The organism is Microcoleus sp. Pol7_B2 (genome assembly GCF_036701035.1).
In the GTDB taxonomy this organism is placed as follows: Bacteria; Cyanobacteriota; Cyanobacteriia; order Cyanobacteriales; family Microcoleaceae; genus Microcoleus.
On record NZ_JAUBQB010000063.1, the window covers coordinates 22,584 to 42,352 of the forward strand.

The 19,769-nt window shown below is 46.5% G+C and carries 16 protein-coding genes; 10 read left to right on the forward strand and 6 right to left on the reverse strand.

Annotation, left to right across the window (positions count from 1 at the left end; genetic code table 11):
- The 3 genes from QUA57_RS20970 to QUA57_RS20980 all read right to left on the reverse strand — a co-directional run bounded on the left by QUA57_RS20970 (position 1) and on the right by QUA57_RS20980 (position 8,139).
- A complete protein-coding gene (locus QUA57_RS20970) occupies positions 1–4,125 on the reverse strand; it encodes a CHAT domain-containing protein (protein ID WP_333063399.1) in 4,125 nt (1,374 codons plus the stop codon).
- An 842-nt stretch (positions 4,126–4,967) separates the two neighbouring features.
- On the reverse strand, positions 4,968–6,725 hold the full coding sequence (locus QUA57_RS20975; RefSeq protein ID WP_333063400.1) for a DUF3352 domain-containing protein: 1,758 nt from the start codon (positions 6,723–6,725) through the stop codon (positions 4,968–4,970).
- A 322-nt stretch (positions 6,726–7,047) separates the two neighbouring features.
- Complete coding sequence (locus tag QUA57_RS20980; protein WP_333063401.1) at positions 7,048–8,139, reverse strand: hypothetical protein; 1,092 nt, start codon at positions 8,137–8,139, stop codon at positions 7,048–7,050.
- Positions 8,140–8,402: 263 nt separating this feature from the next.
- On the opposite strand from QUA57_RS20980, the gene QUA57_RS20985 reads away from it, so the two are divergent.
- The 3 genes from QUA57_RS20985 to QUA57_RS20995 all read left to right on the forward strand — a co-directional run bounded on the left by QUA57_RS20985 (position 8,403) and on the right by QUA57_RS20995 (position 10,519).
- Positions 8,403–9,641 carry an LL-diaminopimelate aminotransferase gene (locus QUA57_RS20985; protein WP_333063402.1) on the forward strand — a complete coding sequence of 413 codons (1,239 nt, stop codon included), beginning with the start codon at positions 8,403–8,405 and terminating at the stop codon, positions 9,639–9,641.
- A 281-nt stretch (positions 9,642–9,922) separates the two neighbouring features.
- A complete protein-coding gene (locus QUA57_RS20990) occupies positions 9,923–10,051 on the forward strand; it encodes a hypothetical protein (RefSeq protein WP_333063404.1) in 129 nt (42 codons plus the stop codon).
- Positions 10,052–10,195: 144 nt separating this feature from the next.
- The gene (locus QUA57_RS20995) at positions 10,196–10,519 is read left to right on the forward strand and encodes a hypothetical protein (protein ID WP_333063405.1); all 324 of its coding nucleotides are present in this window, start codon (positions 10,196–10,198) and stop codon (positions 10,517–10,519) included.
- A 52-nt stretch (positions 10,520–10,571) separates the two neighbouring features.
- Here the strand turns inward: QUA57_RS20995 and QUA57_RS21000 are convergent, their stop codons facing one another.
- On the reverse strand, positions 10,572–10,835 hold the full coding sequence (locus QUA57_RS21000) for a helix-turn-helix transcriptional regulator (RefSeq protein WP_333063406.1): 264 nt from the start codon (positions 10,833–10,835) through the stop codon (positions 10,572–10,574).
- A 217-nt stretch (positions 10,836–11,052) separates the two neighbouring features.
- Here QUA57_RS21000 and QUA57_RS21005 point away from each other — a divergent pair, with 217 nt between their 5' ends.
- Both QUA57_RS21005 and QUA57_RS21010 read left to right on the forward strand, forming a co-directional pair.
- Positions 11,053–11,316: a hypothetical protein gene (locus QUA57_RS21005; RefSeq protein WP_172186722.1), complete on the forward strand. Its 264-nt coding sequence runs from the start codon at positions 11,053–11,055 to the stop codon at positions 11,314–11,316.
- A gap of 166 nt (positions 11,317–11,482) precedes the next feature.
- Positions 11,483–12,124: a Uma2 family endonuclease gene (locus QUA57_RS21010; RefSeq protein ID WP_333063407.1), complete on the forward strand. Its 642-nt coding sequence runs from the start codon at positions 11,483–11,485 to the stop codon at positions 12,122–12,124.
- Between the two features lie 44 nt (positions 12,125–12,168).
- On the opposite strand, the gene cofH is transcribed toward QUA57_RS21010, so the two are convergent.
- Positions 12,169–13,314, reverse strand: coding sequence for a 7,8-didemethyl-8-hydroxy-5-deazariboflavin synthase subunit CofH (cofH, locus tag QUA57_RS21015; RefSeq protein WP_333063408.1), 1,146 nt, complete (start codon positions 13,312–13,314; stop codon positions 12,169–12,171).
- A gap of 140 nt (positions 13,315–13,454) precedes the next feature.
- On the opposite strand from cofH, the gene QUA57_RS21020 reads away from it, so the two are divergent.
- A complete protein-coding gene (locus tag QUA57_RS21020) occupies positions 13,455–14,672 on the forward strand; it encodes a glycosyltransferase (protein WP_333063414.1) in 1,218 nt (405 codons plus the stop codon).
- Positions 14,673–14,778: 106 nt separating this feature from the next.
- Positions 14,779–16,569 carry a glycosyltransferase family 39 protein gene (locus tag QUA57_RS21025; protein ID WP_333063409.1) on the forward strand — a complete coding sequence of 597 codons (1,791 nt, stop codon included), beginning with the start codon at positions 14,779–14,781 and terminating at the stop codon, positions 16,567–16,569.
- A gap of 7 nt (positions 16,570–16,576) precedes the next feature.
- On the opposite strand, the gene QUA57_RS21030 is transcribed toward QUA57_RS21025, so the two are convergent.
- The gene (locus tag QUA57_RS21030) at positions 16,577–16,735 is read right to left on the reverse strand and encodes a hypothetical protein (RefSeq protein WP_333251305.1); all 159 of its coding nucleotides are present in this window, start codon (positions 16,733–16,735) and stop codon (positions 16,577–16,579) included.
- Positions 16,736–16,754: 19 nt separating this feature from the next.
- On the opposite strand from QUA57_RS21030, the gene QUA57_RS21035 reads away from it, so the two are divergent.
- The 3 genes from QUA57_RS21035 to QUA57_RS21045 all read left to right on the forward strand — a co-directional run bounded on the left by QUA57_RS21035 (position 16,755) and on the right by QUA57_RS21045 (position 19,647).
- Entirely contained in the window at positions 16,755–16,952 is a 198-nt protein-coding gene (locus QUA57_RS21035; RefSeq protein WP_333063411.1) for a hypothetical protein, read from the forward strand.
- Between the two features lie 389 nt (positions 16,953–17,341).
- Positions 17,342–19,342, forward strand: a complete 2,001-nt coding sequence (locus QUA57_RS21040) for an NACHT domain-containing protein (protein ID WP_333063412.1) — start codon at positions 17,342–17,344, stop codon at positions 19,340–19,342.
- Complete coding sequence (locus QUA57_RS21045; RefSeq protein ID WP_333063413.1) at positions 19,339–19,647, forward strand: hypothetical protein; 309 nt, start codon at positions 19,339–19,341, stop codon at positions 19,645–19,647. Before QUA57_RS21040 ends, QUA57_RS21045 begins: the two co-directional genes overlap by 4 nt.
- The last annotated feature ends 122 nt before the right edge of the window (positions 19,648–19,769 follow it).

Here is a 19,769-nt window from a genome sequence, read left to right on the forward strand (position 1 = left end):
TTACCAAGGATTGCCAATCATTCTAAAAGCAGACCAATAATAAGGATGAGAGAAATTCTGACTCCCCACGTTTGCCAATTCCGGAGGTAGCGGCAGATTGCCACCAGAAGTGTGCAGCATCCCCCCTTCAATTCGCACCTCTTGGCGCAACATCGCTAATTGCGCTTGCCGCAGTGCTTCTGCTTTAATCGGAGCAGTTTTTAACTGCGCGTAAAACTCCGACATCAATCCCAAACTGCCCTCGTCGCTGACATACCAGAGAGTCGCCATGGCCGATTTAACCCCGGCTTGCACGGCTAACCCGCCAAAGCCCAACTCGGCTTCTCGATCGCCCACAGCAGTCCTGCAAGCACTCAAAACTAACATTTCAACTTGCGGGCTGTGCCAATTCATTTGCCGCAACTGATCCAAACGCAATTTAGTATCCCACAACTGAATAAAGGATTCACTGGGATCTCCCGATCGAAATTCGGCGTGAGTAGCCAAGTGAATCATCCCAAAAGGCTGCTGCTGGCGCTGCGATTTCAAATTGGTTAGGGTGAAAGCTTCATTCAAGAAAGACTTACCCGGCCACTGCTGCGGCGTGATTGTCGATACTTCTATTTCCACCGCAGGTAAAGGACTCATATCTGGAAATTGCGACGCCCCCATTGCCAGAACTTGGGTATTTTTGAAATTGGCGGCGCTGGTATCTGTCAAAGTCAGACTCGGCATCGCTCCAAGACTGTAACGCTCTACCAGAAAGCCTTTGCCGTCGTGCAGGGCGCCCATCGGTATCGATCGCAACCCTATATCTGAGATAAAAGATAAATTCTCAATGCCTTTGGCTTGCAGTTCTGCTTCGAGCGGCGCTACCATCCACTGGTAGAGTTGCTGAGCCAAGGGCAAATAACTTTTAGTGTTGCGCTTTACCGGATTAGTCAGTTCATCGCGAAATTTCCGAACAGCTTCCATTACCTGGGCGCGAGAGGTTCCAGGGATGCGCTGGCGAACGGGCACGCCTTCCGGGGTAATCACCATCATTTCCAGTTCGTCAGAGGCTTGAATTTGCTGTTCTACACGCAAGATGGACGAACTGCTGTAGGGCCGATCGACTGTAGAGCCCCTGGGTACAAAGCTGATATAAATGAGAGCTGGTTTGATGCCTGTGGCTTGTTGGACACTGCGAAGGGTATTTTGGGCATCTTCTAGGGTGGCGATCGCATTTGTTGATGGCAAATTTAGGTAATCGGCAAACTCCCTGGTAAATCTCTCCTCCACGGGAAAAATAACGGCATCGACGTTAGTTGGCAAATTGGAAGCGTCAAGATTCGCAGACGCGGGAGGTGAAATGCGCTGTTGCAAGGAATTAGATATCTGGTTTTGCTCTTGCAAGCTGGGAGAAAATAAACGATTTGTGCTGGGTGGCTGGTTGGCTGCGAGCTCCGGTGTCGGTATCGGTGCGAGATTTATGGGCGCAGCAGCAGGCGCAACCACTGGATTTTGAGTAATGGTCGGTGCTGGTGGCAAATTTGAGGCTGGCGCTGGGTTTTGAGTAATGGTCGGTGCTGGTGGCAAATTTGAGACTGGCGCTGGGTTTTGAGTAATGGTCGGTGCTGGTGGCAAATTTGAGACTGGCGCTGGGTTTTGAGTAATTGTTGGTGCTGGTGGCAAATTTGAGACTGGCGCTGGATTTTGAGTAATTGTTGGTGCTGGTGGCAAATTTGGGACTGGCGCTGGATTTTGAGTAATTGTTGGTGCTGGTGGCAAATTTGAGACCGGCGCTGGATTTTGAGTAATTGTTGGTGCTGGTGGCAAATTTGAGACCGGCGCTGGCGTCGGCGTTAATGTTTGTGCTGGTGCTGGCGCGGGTGCTGGCGCTGGTTCCGGTGCTGGTGCTGGTGCTGGTTCCGGTGCTGGTGCTGGTGCTGGTGCTGGTTCCGGTGCTGGTGCTGGTGCTGGCGCGGGCGCTGGTTCCGGTGCTGGTGCTGGTTCCGGTGCTGGTGCTGGCGCTGGTGCTGGTTCCGGCGTTAGTGTTTGTAAAGGTGCAGGTGCGGGCGCTGGTTCCGGTGCGGGTGTTGGCGCTGGTGTTGGCGCTGGTTCCGGTGCGGGTGTTGGCGCTGGTGTTGGCGCTGGTGCTGGTGCTGGTGTTGGCGCGGGTGTTGGCGCTGGTGCTGGTGCTGGTGTTGGTGCTGGTGTTGGTGCTGGTGTTGGTGCTGGTGTTGGTGCTGGTGTTGGTGCGGGCGCGGGTGTTGGTGCTGGTGTTGGTGCTGGTGTTGGTGCTGGTGTTGGTGCTGGTGTTGGTGCGGGTGTTGGTGCTGGTGTTGGTGCTGGTGTTGGTGCTGGTTCCGGTGCGGGTGTTGGCGCTGGTGTTGGCGCTGGTGCTGGTGTTGGCGCGGGTGTTGGTGCGGGCGCTGGTGTCGGTGCTGGTGTTGGTGCGGGTGTTGGTGCGGGTGTTGGTGCTGGCGATACTGAAGAAGCCGTAATGTTAATTTGGGTCGGCTGTACTATCTGAGGCTCGGGGCTGAAATAACTTCCCTGTGTAATGACATTTTCCTTCTTTGGACCCCCAGTGGCAATGCTGCCAGCAGTACCGTTGAGTTTGTTATAGTCGGGCCCGATACTGAAAAGAGTGTTCGAGGCTTCCCCGCCGTGGCGAATGGTGATATCTCCACCATTGGCGCTACCAGTCGTGGATGCGGAAATGCTGCAAGCTTGCGACAAGCAGTTGTTATCGTTTGTGAAAGTGCCTGTAGCTCGGAAATTACCGCCGGCTGTAATGTCAATCTCTCCTCCGCCTGTTCGGCCTTCGGTGTTGATATGGGTTACTTCGATGTCGTCGCGGGCGTTGAGAGTGACTGCGCCTCCTTGTTTTTCTTCGGAGTTGGCGTCTATGAACCCTGTTTGAATGCTGCTTGAGGGTGCTGCAATAATAACGTTTCCGGCGTTGCTGGTTTTGTCGATCGAGCTTGCGTTGATATTGCCTGTTTCTACTTTTCCTGTACGGCTGGTGACGGTGATGTTACCGCCTGCGGTGGTGTCAGAGTGGGAGTCGAGATCCGCAGTGCTAATGTCGCCACTAGCTTCTAGGGCGATTGGGCCACCTTGGGAACTTGTCAGGTTTCCGCTGGCTGCAATGGTGTTGGCTGCTTGAATGTCGATCGCCTGAGCGTTTGCATCTTTTAGTGCCACGTCCCCCGCAGCTATTGCTCGGTTAGAGGCCGTGAGTACCACTTCACCGCTGGCATTGACGCTGATGCCTGTAGCGTTTGTTTCACCGATGCCTGTGAGCAGTTCGGGCAAGGATGCGATCGAGAATGTCGAAGCTGTGCTGGATTTTTCTGTGGTGCTCGTCGCTGAGGGCGGCTCGATTTCCAAACTCAGCAAATTGCCTCGCTGGCTGACGCGCACTAAATTTGTCCCGGAGACTGATGCTACGGTAATTTGACCGTCTGGGGCAGAAAGGCTGCCTGTGCTGACAACGCTACCGCCGAGCAAGGTTAAGTTCTGTCCTGACTTGACTGCTAAGTCTGCGGTGCTGATAATTGCCCCTGCCTGATCGGCCCCAAAAGAAAAGGAATTGGGCGCGCCTGTCAGAGATGTGTAAGTGCTACTACCGACAGCGTTAAACGAGTTAGAACCAAATCCAATAGCGGTGGCGGTGGTTGCTGTGAAAGAAGCCGGCACGTTTAAGCTGGCACTGTTGCCAAATATGATGCCGGATGGATTCATCAGAAACAAGTTAGAATTGCCGCCGGTTACTTGAATTAAGCCGTTAATAATCGACGGGTTTCCGCCACCTATGCCCGCTAAAATGTTGCGAATGTTGGGGTTTGATATAAAGTTGGCAATCTGATTTTCCGACAAGCCGAATTCTGTAAAGCTGTGGAAAAGATTTTGTTTATCGCTCGATAATTGTCCGCCTTCAATGTCGAAGCGAGTTGGCTGCCCAGGAGTTCCATTTTGGGGTACCGGAGTGACTGTTGTGTTCGTTCCTTCCGCCGCTGGAACAATGGTTTGACCTTCGGCTTTTGCTTGCAAAAAGTAAAGATTTATTAAGATAATTGGCAGAGAAACTGCCAGTTTGCTTATTCTTTTTTTCGACAGGAATTTAGCCTTTATTTGAATATTTTTGGCGGTTTCCATAGGTTTTTAATGGGTAAAATATATACACAGAAATTAGGTAAATAAACCTAGTTTCTCTGAAAAATTGGAGTTAAAGGCTGTATATTTATGAAGCTAGCGGGTTTCGGACTGCAAGTGCGTTCCAGACTCACTTTCCCGACTCACTGAGGAAAATTTCCCTGTAAAATTTGCCTCTGCATTTGCAATTCCCCGAGCGTATCTTCTCCACAATCTAAATATAACTCGCAATGCCTAGAAGCTGTATCTTCCGGATGACATATAAAAAAGCTGGCTTTCCTAGACGCACTCCGACCCCTAAAAACCGTTTTTTTTACATTAGTGAGAGTTTGAAGGAAGTATGGCTGTTTAAAAAATCGGCTTCTGCGCCCAGAACTGACCGGGAAAAATCCACGTAAAAAAATTTTCCTTTCCTTTTATAAAAAAGAACAAAAAAAGCCGGCTCTACAATTGCCGACCCTTAAAATTCTGACAAAAATAAGAAGTCCTGGACGCAACGCGTACATAAAGTGTAGGGTGCGTCAGAAACGGTCGATTGCTTCTTCATTCCTGGACGCAGAAACCCTGTTTTTTTACGAAAACACTTCGTTGCAGCCCAAGGCTTAAAAAACTCGGTTTCTTTGGTAGTCGTGGACGCCAAGCTGCATAGAAACCGGGTTTGTTAACGAAAATAATTCGTTGCAGCCTGCAGAAACGATAAAAAAACCCGGTTTCTTTAGTCTGTATCCGTAAGTCCTGTCCTTGCTTCTTCCTTGTTCCTTCTGGCGGCTGCCTTTCGGTTTTAATCTGTCGCCCTGTTGCTGTTTAATGGGGTGTCCAGGCGGATTTGTTGAATGATTTAAGAGTTAGTTGGGAGAAGTTTGGACGGTGGGCGAGGGACTGGGTGAAGCAGGGCGCGGTGAAGCAGGGCGCGGTGAAGCAAGGCCCGGTGAAGGAGTGGATTGGTTGGATTTTTTGAGACCGACAAAAGCGTCGTAACGGGTGGTACGATCGCCAATGACGGCCGCTGTAACGCCGATCGACCGCGTGGCGTCTATCCACATTTTTTGGTTGGGAGGAAACTCCGGCAAAGCTAGGTTTTTCGGGTTAAACGCACTCTCGATGTCGATGAAGAAATTGCCGTTGTGGGGTTTAAGTTGCGATCGTACAGTTTTCTGGAACAGTTCGCTGCTTAAAAGCGGACTTTTCGGTTCCGGAACGATCGCATCAACTATGGGAGCTCCTACTGTCATAAACGCTACATCGTTCATCCAACCGCGAGTTACCGTAATCCCTCCAAACGGCGATGTCCATTTAATCGCCGGTTTGCCGCCGACTTGAATTTCCTCAACTCTAAACCCTTTCATTTTCATCGTTTCATCAAGCTGTTTCAGGGATTTGTTGGCAGCGCCCCGGTTGTTTGTTTCCACCATAAATACAAATCCGGCAGCAAATTTGTCTCTGGGATTCTGGGCGGGCGCTGGTATTAATGATAGAGAAAATTCTCCCGCCATCCAGTTCATCAAGTCTTTATCTAAATCCATGCCGGTAGTGGATTTTAAACCTGTGCGTAAAACTTGGGGATTAATCGGGGAAATCGGGTTTGCCTCGGCTCCCACTACGTAGTCTTGCCACAAACGCTGCAAGTTGCCACCGGATACCATCATTATTGTATTGCTTGGCAGGCGGTTAACCATTTTTAGAGCATTGTTTTCTACTGCTATCCTTCTGGTAGAATCTGGTTTCAGCCAAGAGACTGATTTGAATCCAATTCCTTCTGCTTCCAGCGTCGCTGTGGTGGCAAATCCCTGATTTTGTTGCAGTTTTTCGAGGTTTTCTGGCGAAATTTCACGGGCTGAGTTGGTGGCGGCATAGGCGGCGGCAACGGGCATATTGACGTAAATTTGACCGAAGGCGCCCGGACTTTTTATTTTGTCTATGGCGTCTGCATAGCCAGGGGTTTTTGCTAGGGAAGGTTCGCCTCTGTAGGTGTCGATTATTCTGTCTGTAGCGCTAGGATCTGTGGTGACTGCTAGATAGTTGGTGCCCAATACCGCGACGGAAAAATTGCGATCGGGTACGCCTTGAGTTTCTGTGACTTGCACGCCTTTATAATTACGCTCAACTATTTTTCCTTGGCTGAGAGGCCTGGGTTTTGTTAATAATTCTTTGGCTTTGAGCGGGTTGGCAATTGGCAGGATAATTGCCACTGACTGTTGAATTGGCGGAGATGGGGGCGTATTGGGTGGGGGCGGGGGGGCTGGTATAGCTATTTTGTTGCGGAGAAAAGCCACCATTGCTGTGTTACCCACCCAGGGTTGAATGTCTTGCTGGTAGGCGTAGCCGTTGCTTGTGAGGAGGCGATCGCGCATTTCGCTTAAAAACCTCTCAAACGAAGCTTTTGACTCGGGCGTGCCAAACTCTCGCAGTCTATTCCACTGCGATTGATCGGTGCTGATGGATAGGGCCATCATCGTATCTTGCGGGACAACGGTTGCCCCCGCCGGCAAATCTTTGGCGGGCCCACGGGAGAGGATGAGGTAGTAGGTGACAAAGCCTAAACCGATCAGAAGTGTGGCGGCTCCGATCGTAAACAGCAGGGAAGATTTATCTTTCTTAAACATTATTCGTAAGGTTCGGGTGCTCGCAACATCATAAATTATATTGGCGATTGGGCATGGGGGATTGGGCATGGGGCATGGGGCATTGGTAATTTGTTGTTTTTTATTTGTTATTAGAAAAACTACTAACCAGTAACCACTAACCACTATAGTCCTAGACGCAGAAACCCTTTTTTTACTAAATACTGGATTTGAGCGTTGAATCCTGGTAAAAAACCTGGTTTCTTTGGAATTTACGCATAAGCCCTACACTAACTACTCCCGATGCCCAATTCCCGATGCGCGATGCTTTTAAGCCCGATGCCCAATTCCCCATTCCCTGATGTTAGTTTCTGGCCTTAAAGTCTTTAAAGATAGTTTGAAACGAGTACATCAGCCGGTGGACATCGTTTGTTGCTCTAGGAAAAATGTTTAGTTCCCATTTTTTGCGAGCGGTAGTTAGGAGTTTTGCTACGGATTGGGAGTAACTGTTAGAAATAAAATAGCTGCCGCCTTCGTAGCGAATATCTGACGCTAAGCCGATAAAAGCACCAGCCATTTCTAGTTTAAGTTCTGAGGTGCTGTGTTCGGATTTTACTGCTAAAATCACCTGCGAGTGGCGGGGTTCGCGGTTGAGCAAGCGGCAGATATTCGCTTCTTTTTGGTACAAAATTAAAACGTTGCAATTGTGGAGAACTCCGGCTCTACCTTGGATTTTTACTCCTAGGTGAACTTCCAGGGGTGGTTTGTCGGGAAATTCCACAACAGCATGAGTGTATGGATGTGCAGTTCCGTGGATTTTTCCCGCCGTTTTTCTAAATGTTAAATATTTCGGTGTTTCGTCGTCTAAAACATTGTTGTAATAAATAATACCGCCTTCATTAGCAACTGCTTTTAGCAGAATAGTGAATAGGTAAGTGTCAAAAATTCTGGATTGTTCTGCTGCTGTATTAAACTCGGGATCGATCGAGCTTTTTAATTTGCTTTTAATTTCGGAATTGATGGCGTAGTTGCTGGGCCCGGAGGGCAGTTTTTCCAGCAAGTGCTTGAGGGCGATCGCCTGTTTGTGGCGGGGGCCTGTGACGCTGGAGGTAAACTCAATTGTTTTGGCAGTTTCGCCACCTGAATTGGCAAAGGTAATTTTTGTGCCGAGGGGAGAGGTTTCTGATTCTACTTTCAAGAAATAAGCAATTTCGTCTTCCATTTCGGAAGTGTTGACCGTCGCTTGTTCGACAGCATTAATTAACAGCAAAAGTTGTTCTTTTGCGGTATAATCTTCTATCTTGAGCAGGGGTGTTTTTCTTTTGAGCGATCGCTCTTCAATTACTTTGCCTATCTCTACAGTATCCGCTACTTGTTGAACTACCCAACCTAAATTAAACTCATTCAGAATTGCCGCCAGTTCCTGATAGAGTTTGGCGTACTCGATCTCGTCCATAATTGTTTCTGCGCTGCACACTATTCTGATTATACAAGGTGATTTGATTTTTTGGTCAATGGCTGGTCAGCAACTAGGCAGATTGGCTGTGATGGCGGAGTATCGAAGTGTTTGAGTGTCCGAGTGGGGAAAATCTTTCTCTTCCCCGAATATCCATCCGTCACATCCCTTAAATCCCGGACATTGCTGGTTGCCGAACTTGCTGCTGCTTGAGAGAGACAATTGGGAGTAAGCTATTCTACGACATTTGTAGCGATCGAACTATGGCAACTATCAACGACAACTACCTCAAACTCAAAGCCGGCTACCTGTTTCCCGAAATTGGGCGCAGGGTGAAAGCTTATGCGGAGGCGAATCCCGAAGCGCCCATCATCCGGCTGGGGATTGGCGACGTGACTGAACCGCTACCGGAAGCTTGCCGGCAAGCGATGGTGAAGGCGGTGGAAGATATGGGTTCGCGGGATACCTTTAAAGGATACGGCCCAGAACAAGGTTATGAGTGGCTGCGGGAGAAAATTGCCGAGAACGATTTTAAGTCGCGGGGATGCGATGTTGATGCTTCGGAAATCTTTATTTCTGATGGTTCTAAGTGCGATTGCGGCAATATTCTCGATATCTTTGGCAACAATAATACGATCGCAGTTACAGATCCAGTTTATCCGGTGTATGTAGACACTAACGTGATGGCCGGACACACGGGAGATGCGAACGAAAATGGCGAATACGGCGGCTTAGTTTACCTGCCAATTACAGCGGAAAACAATTTTACTGCCCAAATTCCCACCGACAAAAAAGTCGATTTAATTTACTTGTGTTTCCCGAATAACCCGACGGGGGCAACTGCAACCAAGGAACACTTGCAAGCTTGGGTAAATTATGCTAAAGCTAATGGTTCGATTATTTTCTTCGATGCGGCTTACGAAGCGTATATTACCGATCCGAGTTTACCGCATTCTATCTACGAAATTGAGGGTGCGCGGGATTGTGCGATCGAATTTCGTTCTTTTTCCAAAAATGCTGGTTTTACGGGTACTCGCTGCGCGCTAACAGTTGTACCGAAGACTTTGACTGGAAAAGCAGCAGACGGTTCCGATGTCGAAATTTGGAAGTTGTGGAACCGCCGCCAATCTACTAAGTTTAACGGAGTTTCTTACATCGTGCAGCGCGGTGCTGAGGCGGTTTATTCAGAAGCTGGCAAGGCACAAATTCAGGCATTAGTCAATTTTTACATGGAAAATGCTGCGATTATTCGCGAGAAATTGACAGCGGCGGGAATCGAGGTTTTTGGTGGCGAAAATGCACCTTATGTGTGGGTAAAAACGCCTCACGGTTTGTCGAGTTGGGATTTCTTTCAAAAGTTGCTGGAAACTTGCAATGTGGTGGGAACTCCGGGTTCTGGTTTTGGTGCGGCGGGTGAGGGTTATTTCCGCATTTCGGCGTTTAACAGCCGGGAGAATGTGGAGGAGGCGATGAGACGAATTGTGGAGAAGTTTAAGGTTTAATCTCCTCTCCTGTGTAAACCGAAAGGCGGCCAGCCCGCCAGGGAATGAATTCCCTGGCTAATAGCGAAAGTCCTCTGAAGAGGACTAATGAGTTCTTCAGTCCTCTTCAGAGGACTTTAGCTTTGAGACAGGGGTTGAAACCCCTGGCGGACTGCCGGAATCAGCGAAAAAACATTAATTTAATATGTTGTGGAACAGGCGGGAAAGCCTGTTCTTGAAAATAGTTAAAGATGTGAGTTATAATCTAACTCAGACAACTTTATTCAGAGCGTGAAAAAGCAATGCCCTATAGCGAATTTACCCTCCAAAGAGTCAAACAAGACTTTCAGCTCACCCTAATAGAAGTACCTAATTTTATTGTTTCTGCGCCCCCGATTCAGCCGAGTCCAGCCCTAGCTGAGTTCATCTAAAAACGCTTACCTCTAGCCCTAGCATTGAATACGAAAAAAGCTCGTTCAGAAATGATTATCGGTCCAATTTTTCTATAATTAAAATATATTTTTCAACAGCAAATCAGTCTGTTTTCTGGTAATGAATTTACTGTAGATCGATCGGTGGGACTTAACGGTGTCTGTGACTTTCTGATCGGCAAATCGCCTGAACAACTTTTTATCGAAGCTCCTGCTATGATTGTGGTGGAAGCTAAAAAAGAAGACATTAACGGCGGACTTGGACAATGTGTTGCTGAAATGATTGCGGCTCAGCGTTTCAATGAGAAAAACGGCTATTTTGTAAACAAGCTCTATGGTTGCGTTACGACCGGGAACTTGTGGAAATTTATCAAATTAGAAGAGCAAAGAGTTACCATTGGTTTGAGAGAATACTCATTGCCGCCGGTTGCCGAAATTTTGGGAATTTTAGTGAGCTTTATTATCTAGTAATTTTGAGTAGATTAACTTTCACAATTTTTGGTTGAAAATTTAAAGCACCTCAATTATAATATTCCATTTTCTTTCCATCAGCATCGCTAGGAAAACCAAATTGGTCTGGTAATTCAGCAGAGGTAATTTGCAGAATCTCTAGCAACTTCTTGTATTGAACAGGCGTTAGCTTCGGTACCGATCGCCCGGATTCCCAGTTGCTTACCGTCATTTCCGTAACTCCAAGTGCTTTTCCTAGCTGTTTTTGAGTCATAAACCGCTTAACTCGGAGTCTCTTTAGTGGCGATCGCTCGGATTTTTTAAACATTTCCATAAGCTAATTGACCCTGACCGTAAATTGATTTACGCTTACCCTAAATTGATTTACTCTTACCCTAAATTGATTTGCTCTAGGCAAATACAGAAACATCAGATAGTATTGTTTTAACAAATTGTGCTTTACGGGAATAGCAGTCTTTTCTTTTATTAGAAATTGTACGCGGTTTTACCTTACCAAGCATTAAACCTATCCAAAATTATTAGTCAAAGCTATGTTGCAAGATTCATCATCGAACCAAACATCGCCCAATGTTTTAACCAACCAAACCTTTGAGGGCGATCGCGAAGCAGTTCGTCACGTCATCATCGGTTCGCCGCTAGGGGTACGCCGAACTATCCACCAACTGCACGCATTGCGCTACGAGGAAGCTGTCCGTTGGACTCATCCGATCGCCATTCCCGACAATCGCATCATTATTACACCCGATCAGGGAGAAATCATGAGTCTGTTAGTCAAATTAATCCGGCTGCAATGAAGTCATAAATGTGCGATCGATGTTTCTAGAATTGAGTCAAAAGTGCGATCGCGAATCTCTTCTCGTTGCCCGTGCTAAACTCAACAGATATATCCAAAAACTCTTGTGGGGTAGGCATCCTGCCTGCCCTTGGCACAACCTTAACAACTAGCTCGCAATTCAGCTTATGATTGTTATCACCCCCGTGCTCAAACCTGTTAGCCAGATCGAGCTTACTCCCGGTAGTGTCGTAACTATTCCAAATGTAACTTGGCTGGAATTCGAGTCGATTTTGCAGGAATTAGGGGAAAAGCGAAGAACTAGAATTGCCTACAGCAAGAGTACCTTAGAAATCATGGTTCCCTTACTAGATCGGGAAATTCCGAAAGATTTAATTTCCGATATTGTAAAAATTTTACTCAAGTCAGCGGGCAGAAGATATGAACCCTTTGGTTCTACTACTTTCAAACGGGAAGGTGCAGCAGGAGTTGAACCTGATGCTTGCTTTTATATTCTAAATTATCAGCGGATGATTGGCCGCCGCCGACTTTTACCGGACGATCCGCCGCCCGATTTAGCAATTGAGACGGATGTTACTTCTAAAACTAAGATCGATGCCTATAAAATTATTGGAGTTCCAGAAGTATGGGTTTATGACAGCGGCAGACTTCGCATTTATTTGCTGCAAAATGGAGAGTATGTAGAATCCGATATGAGTCCGAATTTTCCAGAAATCGCGATCGCCCAACTGATTCCTGCTACAGTGGAACGTGCTTGGCAGGTTGGAAATTTGCAAGCGCTAGAAGAATTTGAAAGTGCGATCGGCTAAACTCGTAGCAGACGTTACGCACTTCGGACTTCGCATCCAAAAGATCACACACTTACTGCCAAATTGTCAACCCCTAAAGGTCGATAAATTGTATCTCTTTGCTGATAACTGCGCCCCAAAGAACTAATCGCATTTTGCAAATCTTCGACAGATTGACAACTGCCGCCAACCGCACCGGCCATGGTAGTAATGTGCTCTTCCATCAACGTACCGCCGATGTCATTGCAGCCCCATTTCAGCGCTTCTGTAGCTCCATCTAAACCTAATTTTACCCAACTAGGTTGGTGATTGGAAATCAAATTTCCCAAGAAGATTCTCGATACAGCGGTGAGTAACAATGTATCTGCTAAAACTGGTTGATCGCGGCCGACTCGACTCCGCAAAGGTGCCGGTGCTTCCTGTCCGACAAATGGTAGTAAAATAAACTCTGTAATGCGTGCTGGATAGTTTTGGTCGATCGCAGTTTGTTGGAGCGATCGTACTTTTTCTAAATGCAAAACCTGCTGTTGGGCCGTCTCAATATGCCCGCAAAGCATCGTACTCGTTGTCGGCAAACCCAGACTGTGAGCCGTTCCCACAATTTCCAGCCAAGTTGCCGAATTTAGTTTTTCCGGGCAAATCACCCGTCGCACAGAATCGTCGAGAACTTCCGCAGCGGTTCCCGGCATCGAACCGACTCCCGCATCCCGCAAAGCCGAAATTACATAGCTGAAACTAAGATTATCTTCTCGGGCAATAAATTCTATCTCTTGAGGCGAAAAAGCGTGCAAGTGCAACTGCGGAAATTTATCCTTAATAGTTTTCACCAATTCCAGATAATAAGGTAAAAATGCGCCGTTCAGCTTAGCTTGAAGATTTAAGCCGCCCTGCATACAAATTTCCGTCGCACCCCGCTGCACTGCATCAGTTGCCTTTTCCTGAATTTGAGCTGCGTCTAACCAAAAAGCGCCCTCATCTCCCTCGTCGCGGCGAAATGCACAAAAACTGCAATGCTGCTCACAAATGTTAGTAAAGTTAATATTTCGATTGATAACGTAGGTGACAGTATCCCCTGATTGTCGGCGGCGGAGCAAGTCAGCGGTTGTTTGAATAGAAGCTCGCGCATCTGGCTCTGTTTGCTGCAAAAGTACCAAGGCTTCTGCAGCAGAGATGTTATAACCTTGTAAAGCTCGATCGAGAATTGCATCCACAGTTTTATTTTTAACTCAATTACAGAATTACTGACTAGAATTAAGGCGTTTTTATATTTTAACGAATCAATTATGGAGGAACGATATTTTACAATCTCAAGTCTTACAAAACCATCCTTTATTTTTTGCTAAATGAAATTATGGGCCTCAACCAAGCAAATCACCTCTTGCCAGTGCCGTCTGGGCTTTTGCGAATTCCTGCTATAGAGACTTTCAATTCAAATTTTACAGAGGCCGACACACCGCCAATTTATTTTTCCCTCGTCATTCCCACCTACAACGAGTGCAAGAATGTCAAGAGTATTGTGGAAAAATTGAGCCACTTGCTTGATGGCAGTATTCCTGGCAACTACGAATTAATTGTAGTCGATGACAACAGCCCCGATCGCACCTGGGAAGTCGCCCTGTCCCTGACACCGCAATATCCGCAATTGCGGGTGATGCGTCGGGAAGAGGAGCGGGGACTTTCTACAGCGGTGATTCGCGGGTGGCAGGCAGCTCGGGGGGAGGTTTTGGGCGTCATCGATGCCGACTTGCAGCATCCCCCGGAGACGCTATTGCAGCTTTTAGCAGAAATTCAGCGGGGAGCAGATTTAGCTGCTGCCAGTCGTCACGTGGGCGAGGGCGGGGTGAGCGACTGGAGCGTTGTCAGGCGATTTTTATCGCGCGGCGCTCAAACCGTGGGGTTGGTGATCCTGCCGGGAGTGGTGGGCCGAGTTTCCGATCCGATGAGTGGCTATTTTATGGTGCGCCGCACTTGCATAGCCGGCAAAACCATGAATCCTGCTGGTTACAAAATATTGATTGAAGTGCTCGGCAGGGGCGACATCCGCTGGATTGGAGAAGTTGGTTACGTGTTTCAGGAGCGGCAAGAAGGGGAGAGCAAAGTTACCTGGAAACAGTATATTGAGTATTTGCGACATTTGCTTCGGTTGCGGTTTGCCCGCTGGCCGATGGGTCGATTCCTGCGGTTTGGCGTGGTTGGTTTCAGCGGCGTTTTTGTGGATATGGGAGTTTTTTACCTGCTGCGGACTGTCCTCGGTTTGGGGCTGACTCGCAGTGCAATCTTTTCTGCTGAAGTGGCAATTATCAATAATTTTTTGTGGAACGATTTGTGGACTTTTGGTGATATTTCTAAGCGGCAGCCTGGAAAGCGCCAGCGCTTGAAACGGCTGTTGAAATTTAATGTGATTTGTTTGATTGGCTTGATTATGAATGTGCTGCTGGTGAATGTGCTGTTTAATGTTTTTAAGGTAAACGAATATTTGGCTAAGTTGATTGCGATCGCAACTGTGACCCTGTGGAACTTCTGGATCAATATGAAGCTGAGTTGGCGGGTGACGGACGTTCAAAAATAGTTGTTAGTTTGGCTATTCGTTAGTTGTTAGTGGTTATTGGCACTGACAACTAAAAACTCCCAACTGACAACAGCCAACTGCCAACTGCCTTGAGATGAATGAATTAATGATTAAGAACAAACAACTGTTGTTGCTATTTCTGTGGACGGCGATCGCCTTTATTTTGCGCTTTGCCAATTTGGACTCGAAACCGCTGTGGACAGATGAGTTTTCCACTCTAGTGTTTAGTTTGGGCAACAGTTTTCGCGGTGTGCCGATCGATCGCGCGATCGACCTTTCTACATTATTACAACCCCTGCAATTCCGTCCCGGTGCTGGCATTGCAGATGTCCAAAACCATTTGCTGCTAGAAAGCAATCATCCACCAGTATATTTTATGCTCGCTCACTCGTGGATGCGACTGTTTGCGCCTTCAGAGGATAGTTTAGTTTGGATTGGGCGAGCTCTTCCTGCATTATTGGGCGTGATTTCAGTTCCAGGTATCTACTTTTTGGGAACGTTTGCTTTTAGTTCCCGTTTAGTCGGTCAATGTGCGGCCGCGATGATGGCAGTTTCTCCATACGGCATTTATCTCGCTCAAGAAGCTCGCCATTACACTTTAGGAATATTATTAGTTATTGCCTCTATTTTTTGCCTCGTATTAGCTGCAAAAAAACTGCAACAGCGCGCTCCCCTGCCTATTTGGGCAGTGCTGCTTTGGGTGGTTTTTAACTGTTTGGGAATTGCGGTTCACTACTTTTTTGCACTGACTTTGTGTGCCGAAGCAATAGCATTAATTGCTGTAATCGGGCAGGATTTTAATGGAAAATTACCAGTTTCAAACAGCCAGCAGCCTAATATTTGGCAATTTCAAATCCTGTGGCGACTTTTCGCAGTAGCGATCGGCACTTTGGCTGGCGGTTTAGTTTGGCTGCCGGTATTTTTGTCAAATAAATACGGCAGCGAACTAACTAATTGGATTGTCAGCAGCGATCGCACATTTTTAAATTGGATCGCGCCGATTTTTCAAGCTTTAGCTGGATGGATCACTGTGATGTCTCTGCTGCCCGTTGAATCGCCCAATTTGGCAGTAGTAGTTGCATCGGCGATCGTAATGACAATATTTTTTATATTGGTGCTTCCCATCCTGTTTAGCGCTCTTAAAAAGTCCTTAACAACGCCCGATAGTCGTTTAGGTACTGTTATTTTCGGCGGATTGGTGATAGGATCAATTTTCCTATTTTTCAGCTTTGCATATATTTTAGGGATTGACCTAACTCGCGGGGCTCGATACAATTTCGTCTACTTTCCGGGGGTGATATTGCTTTTAGGAGCAATCTTGGCGGTTATTTTTAACACACCTACAGCAAAAAGTCAATGGTTTAATTTACGGGCGATCGAAGTTCCGGGCAAAAAAGCAGTGGTGCTAATTTTAGCAATGGGTTTTTTTAGCGGTGTCACAGTAAATTCCAATCTCGGCTATCGCAAATATTACAAACCAGACATTTTAATTCCGATTATCCGCCAAGTATCGAAAGTGCCCGTGTTAATTGCCACTACTCAAAAGACTCATGTAGAAATAGGAGAGTTGATGGGGATAGGGTGGGAATGGGAAAGAAGTTCGGCAACGGATTTTGTAGCGGATGTAGCGGATGTAACGGATGTTAGGAAGAAAGAAGAAGTTAAAGCCTTTGATTCTCCGCTGTTTCTTTTGGCTAATCAGAGAAGGGATGGGCCGGAAATAGCGGCAGGGACACTTGACAAAACACTCAGTCAATTAGAACGCCCGCTTGATTTGTGGCTGGTTAATTTTCGCGCACCTGTCAATCTAGAAGCACAAAACTGTCAGGTTGAATCGCGCGAGCTGCCTGCGGTGGATGGGTATGAATATCAAGTTTATCATTGTTCTAGGTCATAGGTAAGTCTTAGGGGATGGCTCGGTCGATCGCACTTTGGATTAAAATAATTAAAATAAGTGCATTAGCGCAGCTTTCCGCAGGAATCGCACTTTTTTCCTCAGTCGCAACAGTATAAAGTGCGATCGCTCTTGCGTTTAGCAAAAATGCTAAAATTATATCAATCAAAAATTTCAACATAAAAAACATGACTTTCAAGGCAGTTTTTAGTCTTGTTAATGAGTTTTATCTCTCCGAAAAGTTACGGTTGATTAAGTGGATGGTTCCTGAGAGAGAACGAGAATTAGTTGTTGCGCGCCCTACTCCCCGCAAATCAGTGTGGGGTTTATGTGCTGACTTGGGAATTGCGCCATCTGCTGCTGAAATAGATGAAGTTCGCGGGTAAAAATGGGCGAATTTTCCAAGGCAAAATTTCTAATGTTGCGTGCCTTAGCTGATAATCATGCAGTTATATGGAGTGTTAATACGATTTACTAAAGGGGATATTTTTATAGAGTAGGGTGAATCTAACTGAAGCAGCGGGCGATCGCACTTTCGATTGAAATCAGTGCATTAACGAAGCTTCCTGATAATCACCGCTCAGATGCGTAAAACTGGGAAACAACAGGCTTTTAAGTGCGATCGCTTATGTCCAGATTTATACAAAATTGGCTGCTACCATTGCTATTGATACTCAGTAATGGTTTCTTGGGTTGGCTGATCAACCAACTGCCCGGTAAACAGGACTTAAAAATTGAAGACCCTATAATCATCATACTGACAGGAGCGTGTCTATTGGCACTTTTGATCCTCGGTGCTATATCCAGTCAGTCGCCGCCGAGTGCAACGCCTGCAAATCAAAATTGGCTTGTTGGTTTTTTACCCCTGGTGGGAGGTGGCATCCTTTACGGACTCTTGAAGGGGAACCACCTAGCCGCCGAATTCAACTCAGCAGTTTTTTATACATCTCTCATTCTGTTTGGTTTGGGGACTGTGCTCCCGCCTGTACTGCTTTTACCGACACAATGGCAGAACAGGTTGGTATGGTTGCCGCCAGGCTTCGGACTGGCGGTAATGTTGTATTTCATACTGAGGCGCGAATGGACAGCAGTGCTTTTGGCTTTGATTGTGACTGTAATTTTGATGTTGTTTATCCAGGCCATCAAGTTTCTCATCCCAGTTACTAACCAACTTGCACCGAAGTGTAGGGCAAAGAGACAGCAACTTGCAGATAGTTTTGCAGACGGGATTTGGAATAAAATTGAAGATTCAACCTCACCTTTTCAGCGGGAATATTACCAGAGTTTGATTTATATCTGTCGAGACTATCAAACACAGGGATTGGATAGAGACCGAACCCTGAAGTTGCAAAAGGTATTTGTGCCGCTCAAAATTGCTGCAACAGAGGCAGCGAATGCAAGTCACAAAATGATTCCGCCGCTAAAGGATGAAAGAAATAACTCAAATGAAAAACAAATTTGGGATTTTTTAGCAGCGATAGATAAGAAGAATCGGGCAGTTTGGCGCATGGCAGTATTGGGCGCACCCGGTTCCGGGAAAACTACCCTTTTGAGATATTTAACGCAGACTTATGCCGAAAAGCAACAGCGGAAAGTGCATCGGAAAGCGCCGAAACTGATTCCGATATTGTTGTATCTCCGAGATGTGCGTCAGGAAATTGTGAACAATCATCAACTCACTCTGGCAGAGTTAATTACTCAGCAGGTACAGCAGCAGCAGCAAAAATATCAACTGGAGAATCCACCGCCTAACTGGTTTGCCGAAAAAATACGTCAAAACCAATGTTTGGTAATGTTAGATGGATTGGATGAAGTGGCAGATGAAACCCAGCGCAAGCAAGTAAGTCGTTGGGTAGACGAACAGATGCAGAGATACCCGGATACGGCTTTTATCTTAACCTCTCGACCTTTTGGTTATAAAACTGCGCGGTTGAAACAAGATGTGACTGTCTTAGAAGTGCAACCATTTAACCTGAAACAGATGCAACTGTTTATTCCTAGCTGGTATTTGGAAACAGAGGTGATAAGTCACGCTGGACAATATGATGCGGGAGTGCGGGCAGACGCTAAACAACAAGCAGATGATTTAATTAAGCGGATTAAGAATAGCAAACCTCTGGCGGACATGGCGGTGAATCCTTTGCTGCTAACAATGATTGCCACAGTTCACCGTCGCGGTAGTGCCTTGCCAGGAAAACGGGTAGAACTTTACAAAGAAATTTGCCAGGTTTTACTAGAAAGGCGACAAAGAGCTAAAAATATTGCCGATGCGCTAACAGCGACGCAAAAGCAATCTGTTCTGCAAGTGCTGGCATTTAAATTAATGCAGCAGAAAACTCGTGAGTTCAACCTATCCGATGGAATTGATTGGATTACAGACAAATTGGCAGATGTAGCAAACAGTGGGGCGAATCCAGAGGAATTTATTCAGCAAGTTCGCGATCTGAGTGGGTTGTTAGTGGAAAAAGAAGTAGGCGTTTATGAATTTGCTCACTTGAGTTTCCAGGAATATTTAGCAGCGGTTCAGATTAAGGAATCGAACCAAGAGAATTTGTTAATCCGAAATATTAATCTATCTTGGTGGGCGGAAACTATCCGTCTTTATGCAGCGCAGAGTAATGCTAGCAATCTGATTCGTACAGTCTTGGAGATGCCATCTCCATCCGTTGAGGAAATGGCACTCGCCCATGATTGCTTGGACGAGGGGTTGAGTGTAAATCCAGACGTTCGGCAACAACTGGAACAAAGGTTAAACGCAGATTTGGAAAGTCGATGACAGAAAGATTCACCTTAGCAGCTAATGTTTTGTTATCCAGGCGTCTGCAAAATCTACTGCGGATTGATGAGAATGTCGAAATTGACATGAGTTACATCACCTGCGCCGAATATCAGCTTTTTATTGATCAGAGGCTGAAAGCAGATGTACATCGCCAACCTGACCATTGGAAAAGTTACAGATTTCCGCCAGGAGATGCTCAAAAACCCATTACTGGAGTACGATCTAGTGATGCTGAGGAGTTTTGTGAATGGTTAACTCAGCAGCAATTTGCATGGGGATTTAAGTATTGGAGTTTAGACTAAGCACAAATTGACTCAGCATGAACTGAGTGGAAAGAATGGTTAATCAGCCAGAGGTTTTCAAAGTTAACTTACGAATTTTGTTGAGTTTTGGAACCGACCTTTACCCTTTTTTACCACAGGAT

What these genes read in the sequence shown, in the direction of transcription:
- QUA57_RS20970 (WP_333063399.1), bottom strand. Translation starts at nt 4,125, where the DNA reads ATGGAAACCGCCAAAAATATTCAAATAAAGGCTAAATTCCTGTCGAAA.
- QUA57_RS20975 (WP_333063400.1), bottom strand. Translation starts at nt 6,725, where the DNA reads ATGTTTAAGAAAGATAAATCTTCCCTGCTGTTTACGATCGGAGCCGCC.
- QUA57_RS20980 (WP_333063401.1), bottom strand. Translation starts at nt 8,139, where the DNA reads ATGGACGAGATCGAGTACGCCAAACTCTATCAGGAACTGGCGGCAATT.
- QUA57_RS20985 (WP_333063402.1), top strand. Translation starts at nt 8,403, where the DNA reads ATGGCAACTATCAACGACAACTACCTCAAACTCAAAGCCGGCTACCTG.
- QUA57_RS20990 (WP_333063404.1), top strand. Translation starts at nt 9,923, where the DNA reads ATGCCCTATAGCGAATTTACCCTCCAAAGAGTCAAACAAGACTTTCAG.
- QUA57_RS21000 (WP_333063406.1), bottom strand. Translation starts at nt 10,835, where the DNA reads ATGGAAATGTTTAAAAAATCCGAGCGATCGCCACTAAAGAGACTCCGA.
- QUA57_RS21005 (WP_172186722.1), top strand. Translation starts at nt 11,053, where the DNA reads ATGTTGCAAGATTCATCATCGAACCAAACATCGCCCAATGTTTTAACC.
- QUA57_RS21010 (WP_333063407.1), top strand. Translation starts at nt 11,483, where the DNA reads ATGATTGTTATCACCCCCGTGCTCAAACCTGTTAGCCAGATCGAGCTT.
- QUA57_RS21020 (WP_333063414.1), top strand. Translation starts at nt 13,455, where the DNA reads ATGGGCCTCAACCAAGCAAATCACCTCTTGCCAGTGCCGTCTGGGCTT.
- QUA57_RS21025 (WP_333063409.1), top strand. Translation starts at nt 14,779, where the DNA reads ATGATTAAGAACAAACAACTGTTGTTGCTATTTCTGTGGACGGCGATC.
- QUA57_RS21035 (WP_333063411.1), top strand. Translation starts at nt 16,755, where the DNA reads ATGACTTTCAAGGCAGTTTTTAGTCTTGTTAATGAGTTTTATCTCTCC.
- QUA57_RS21045 (WP_333063413.1), top strand. Translation starts at nt 19,339, where the DNA reads ATGACAGAAAGATTCACCTTAGCAGCTAATGTTTTGTTATCCAGGCGT.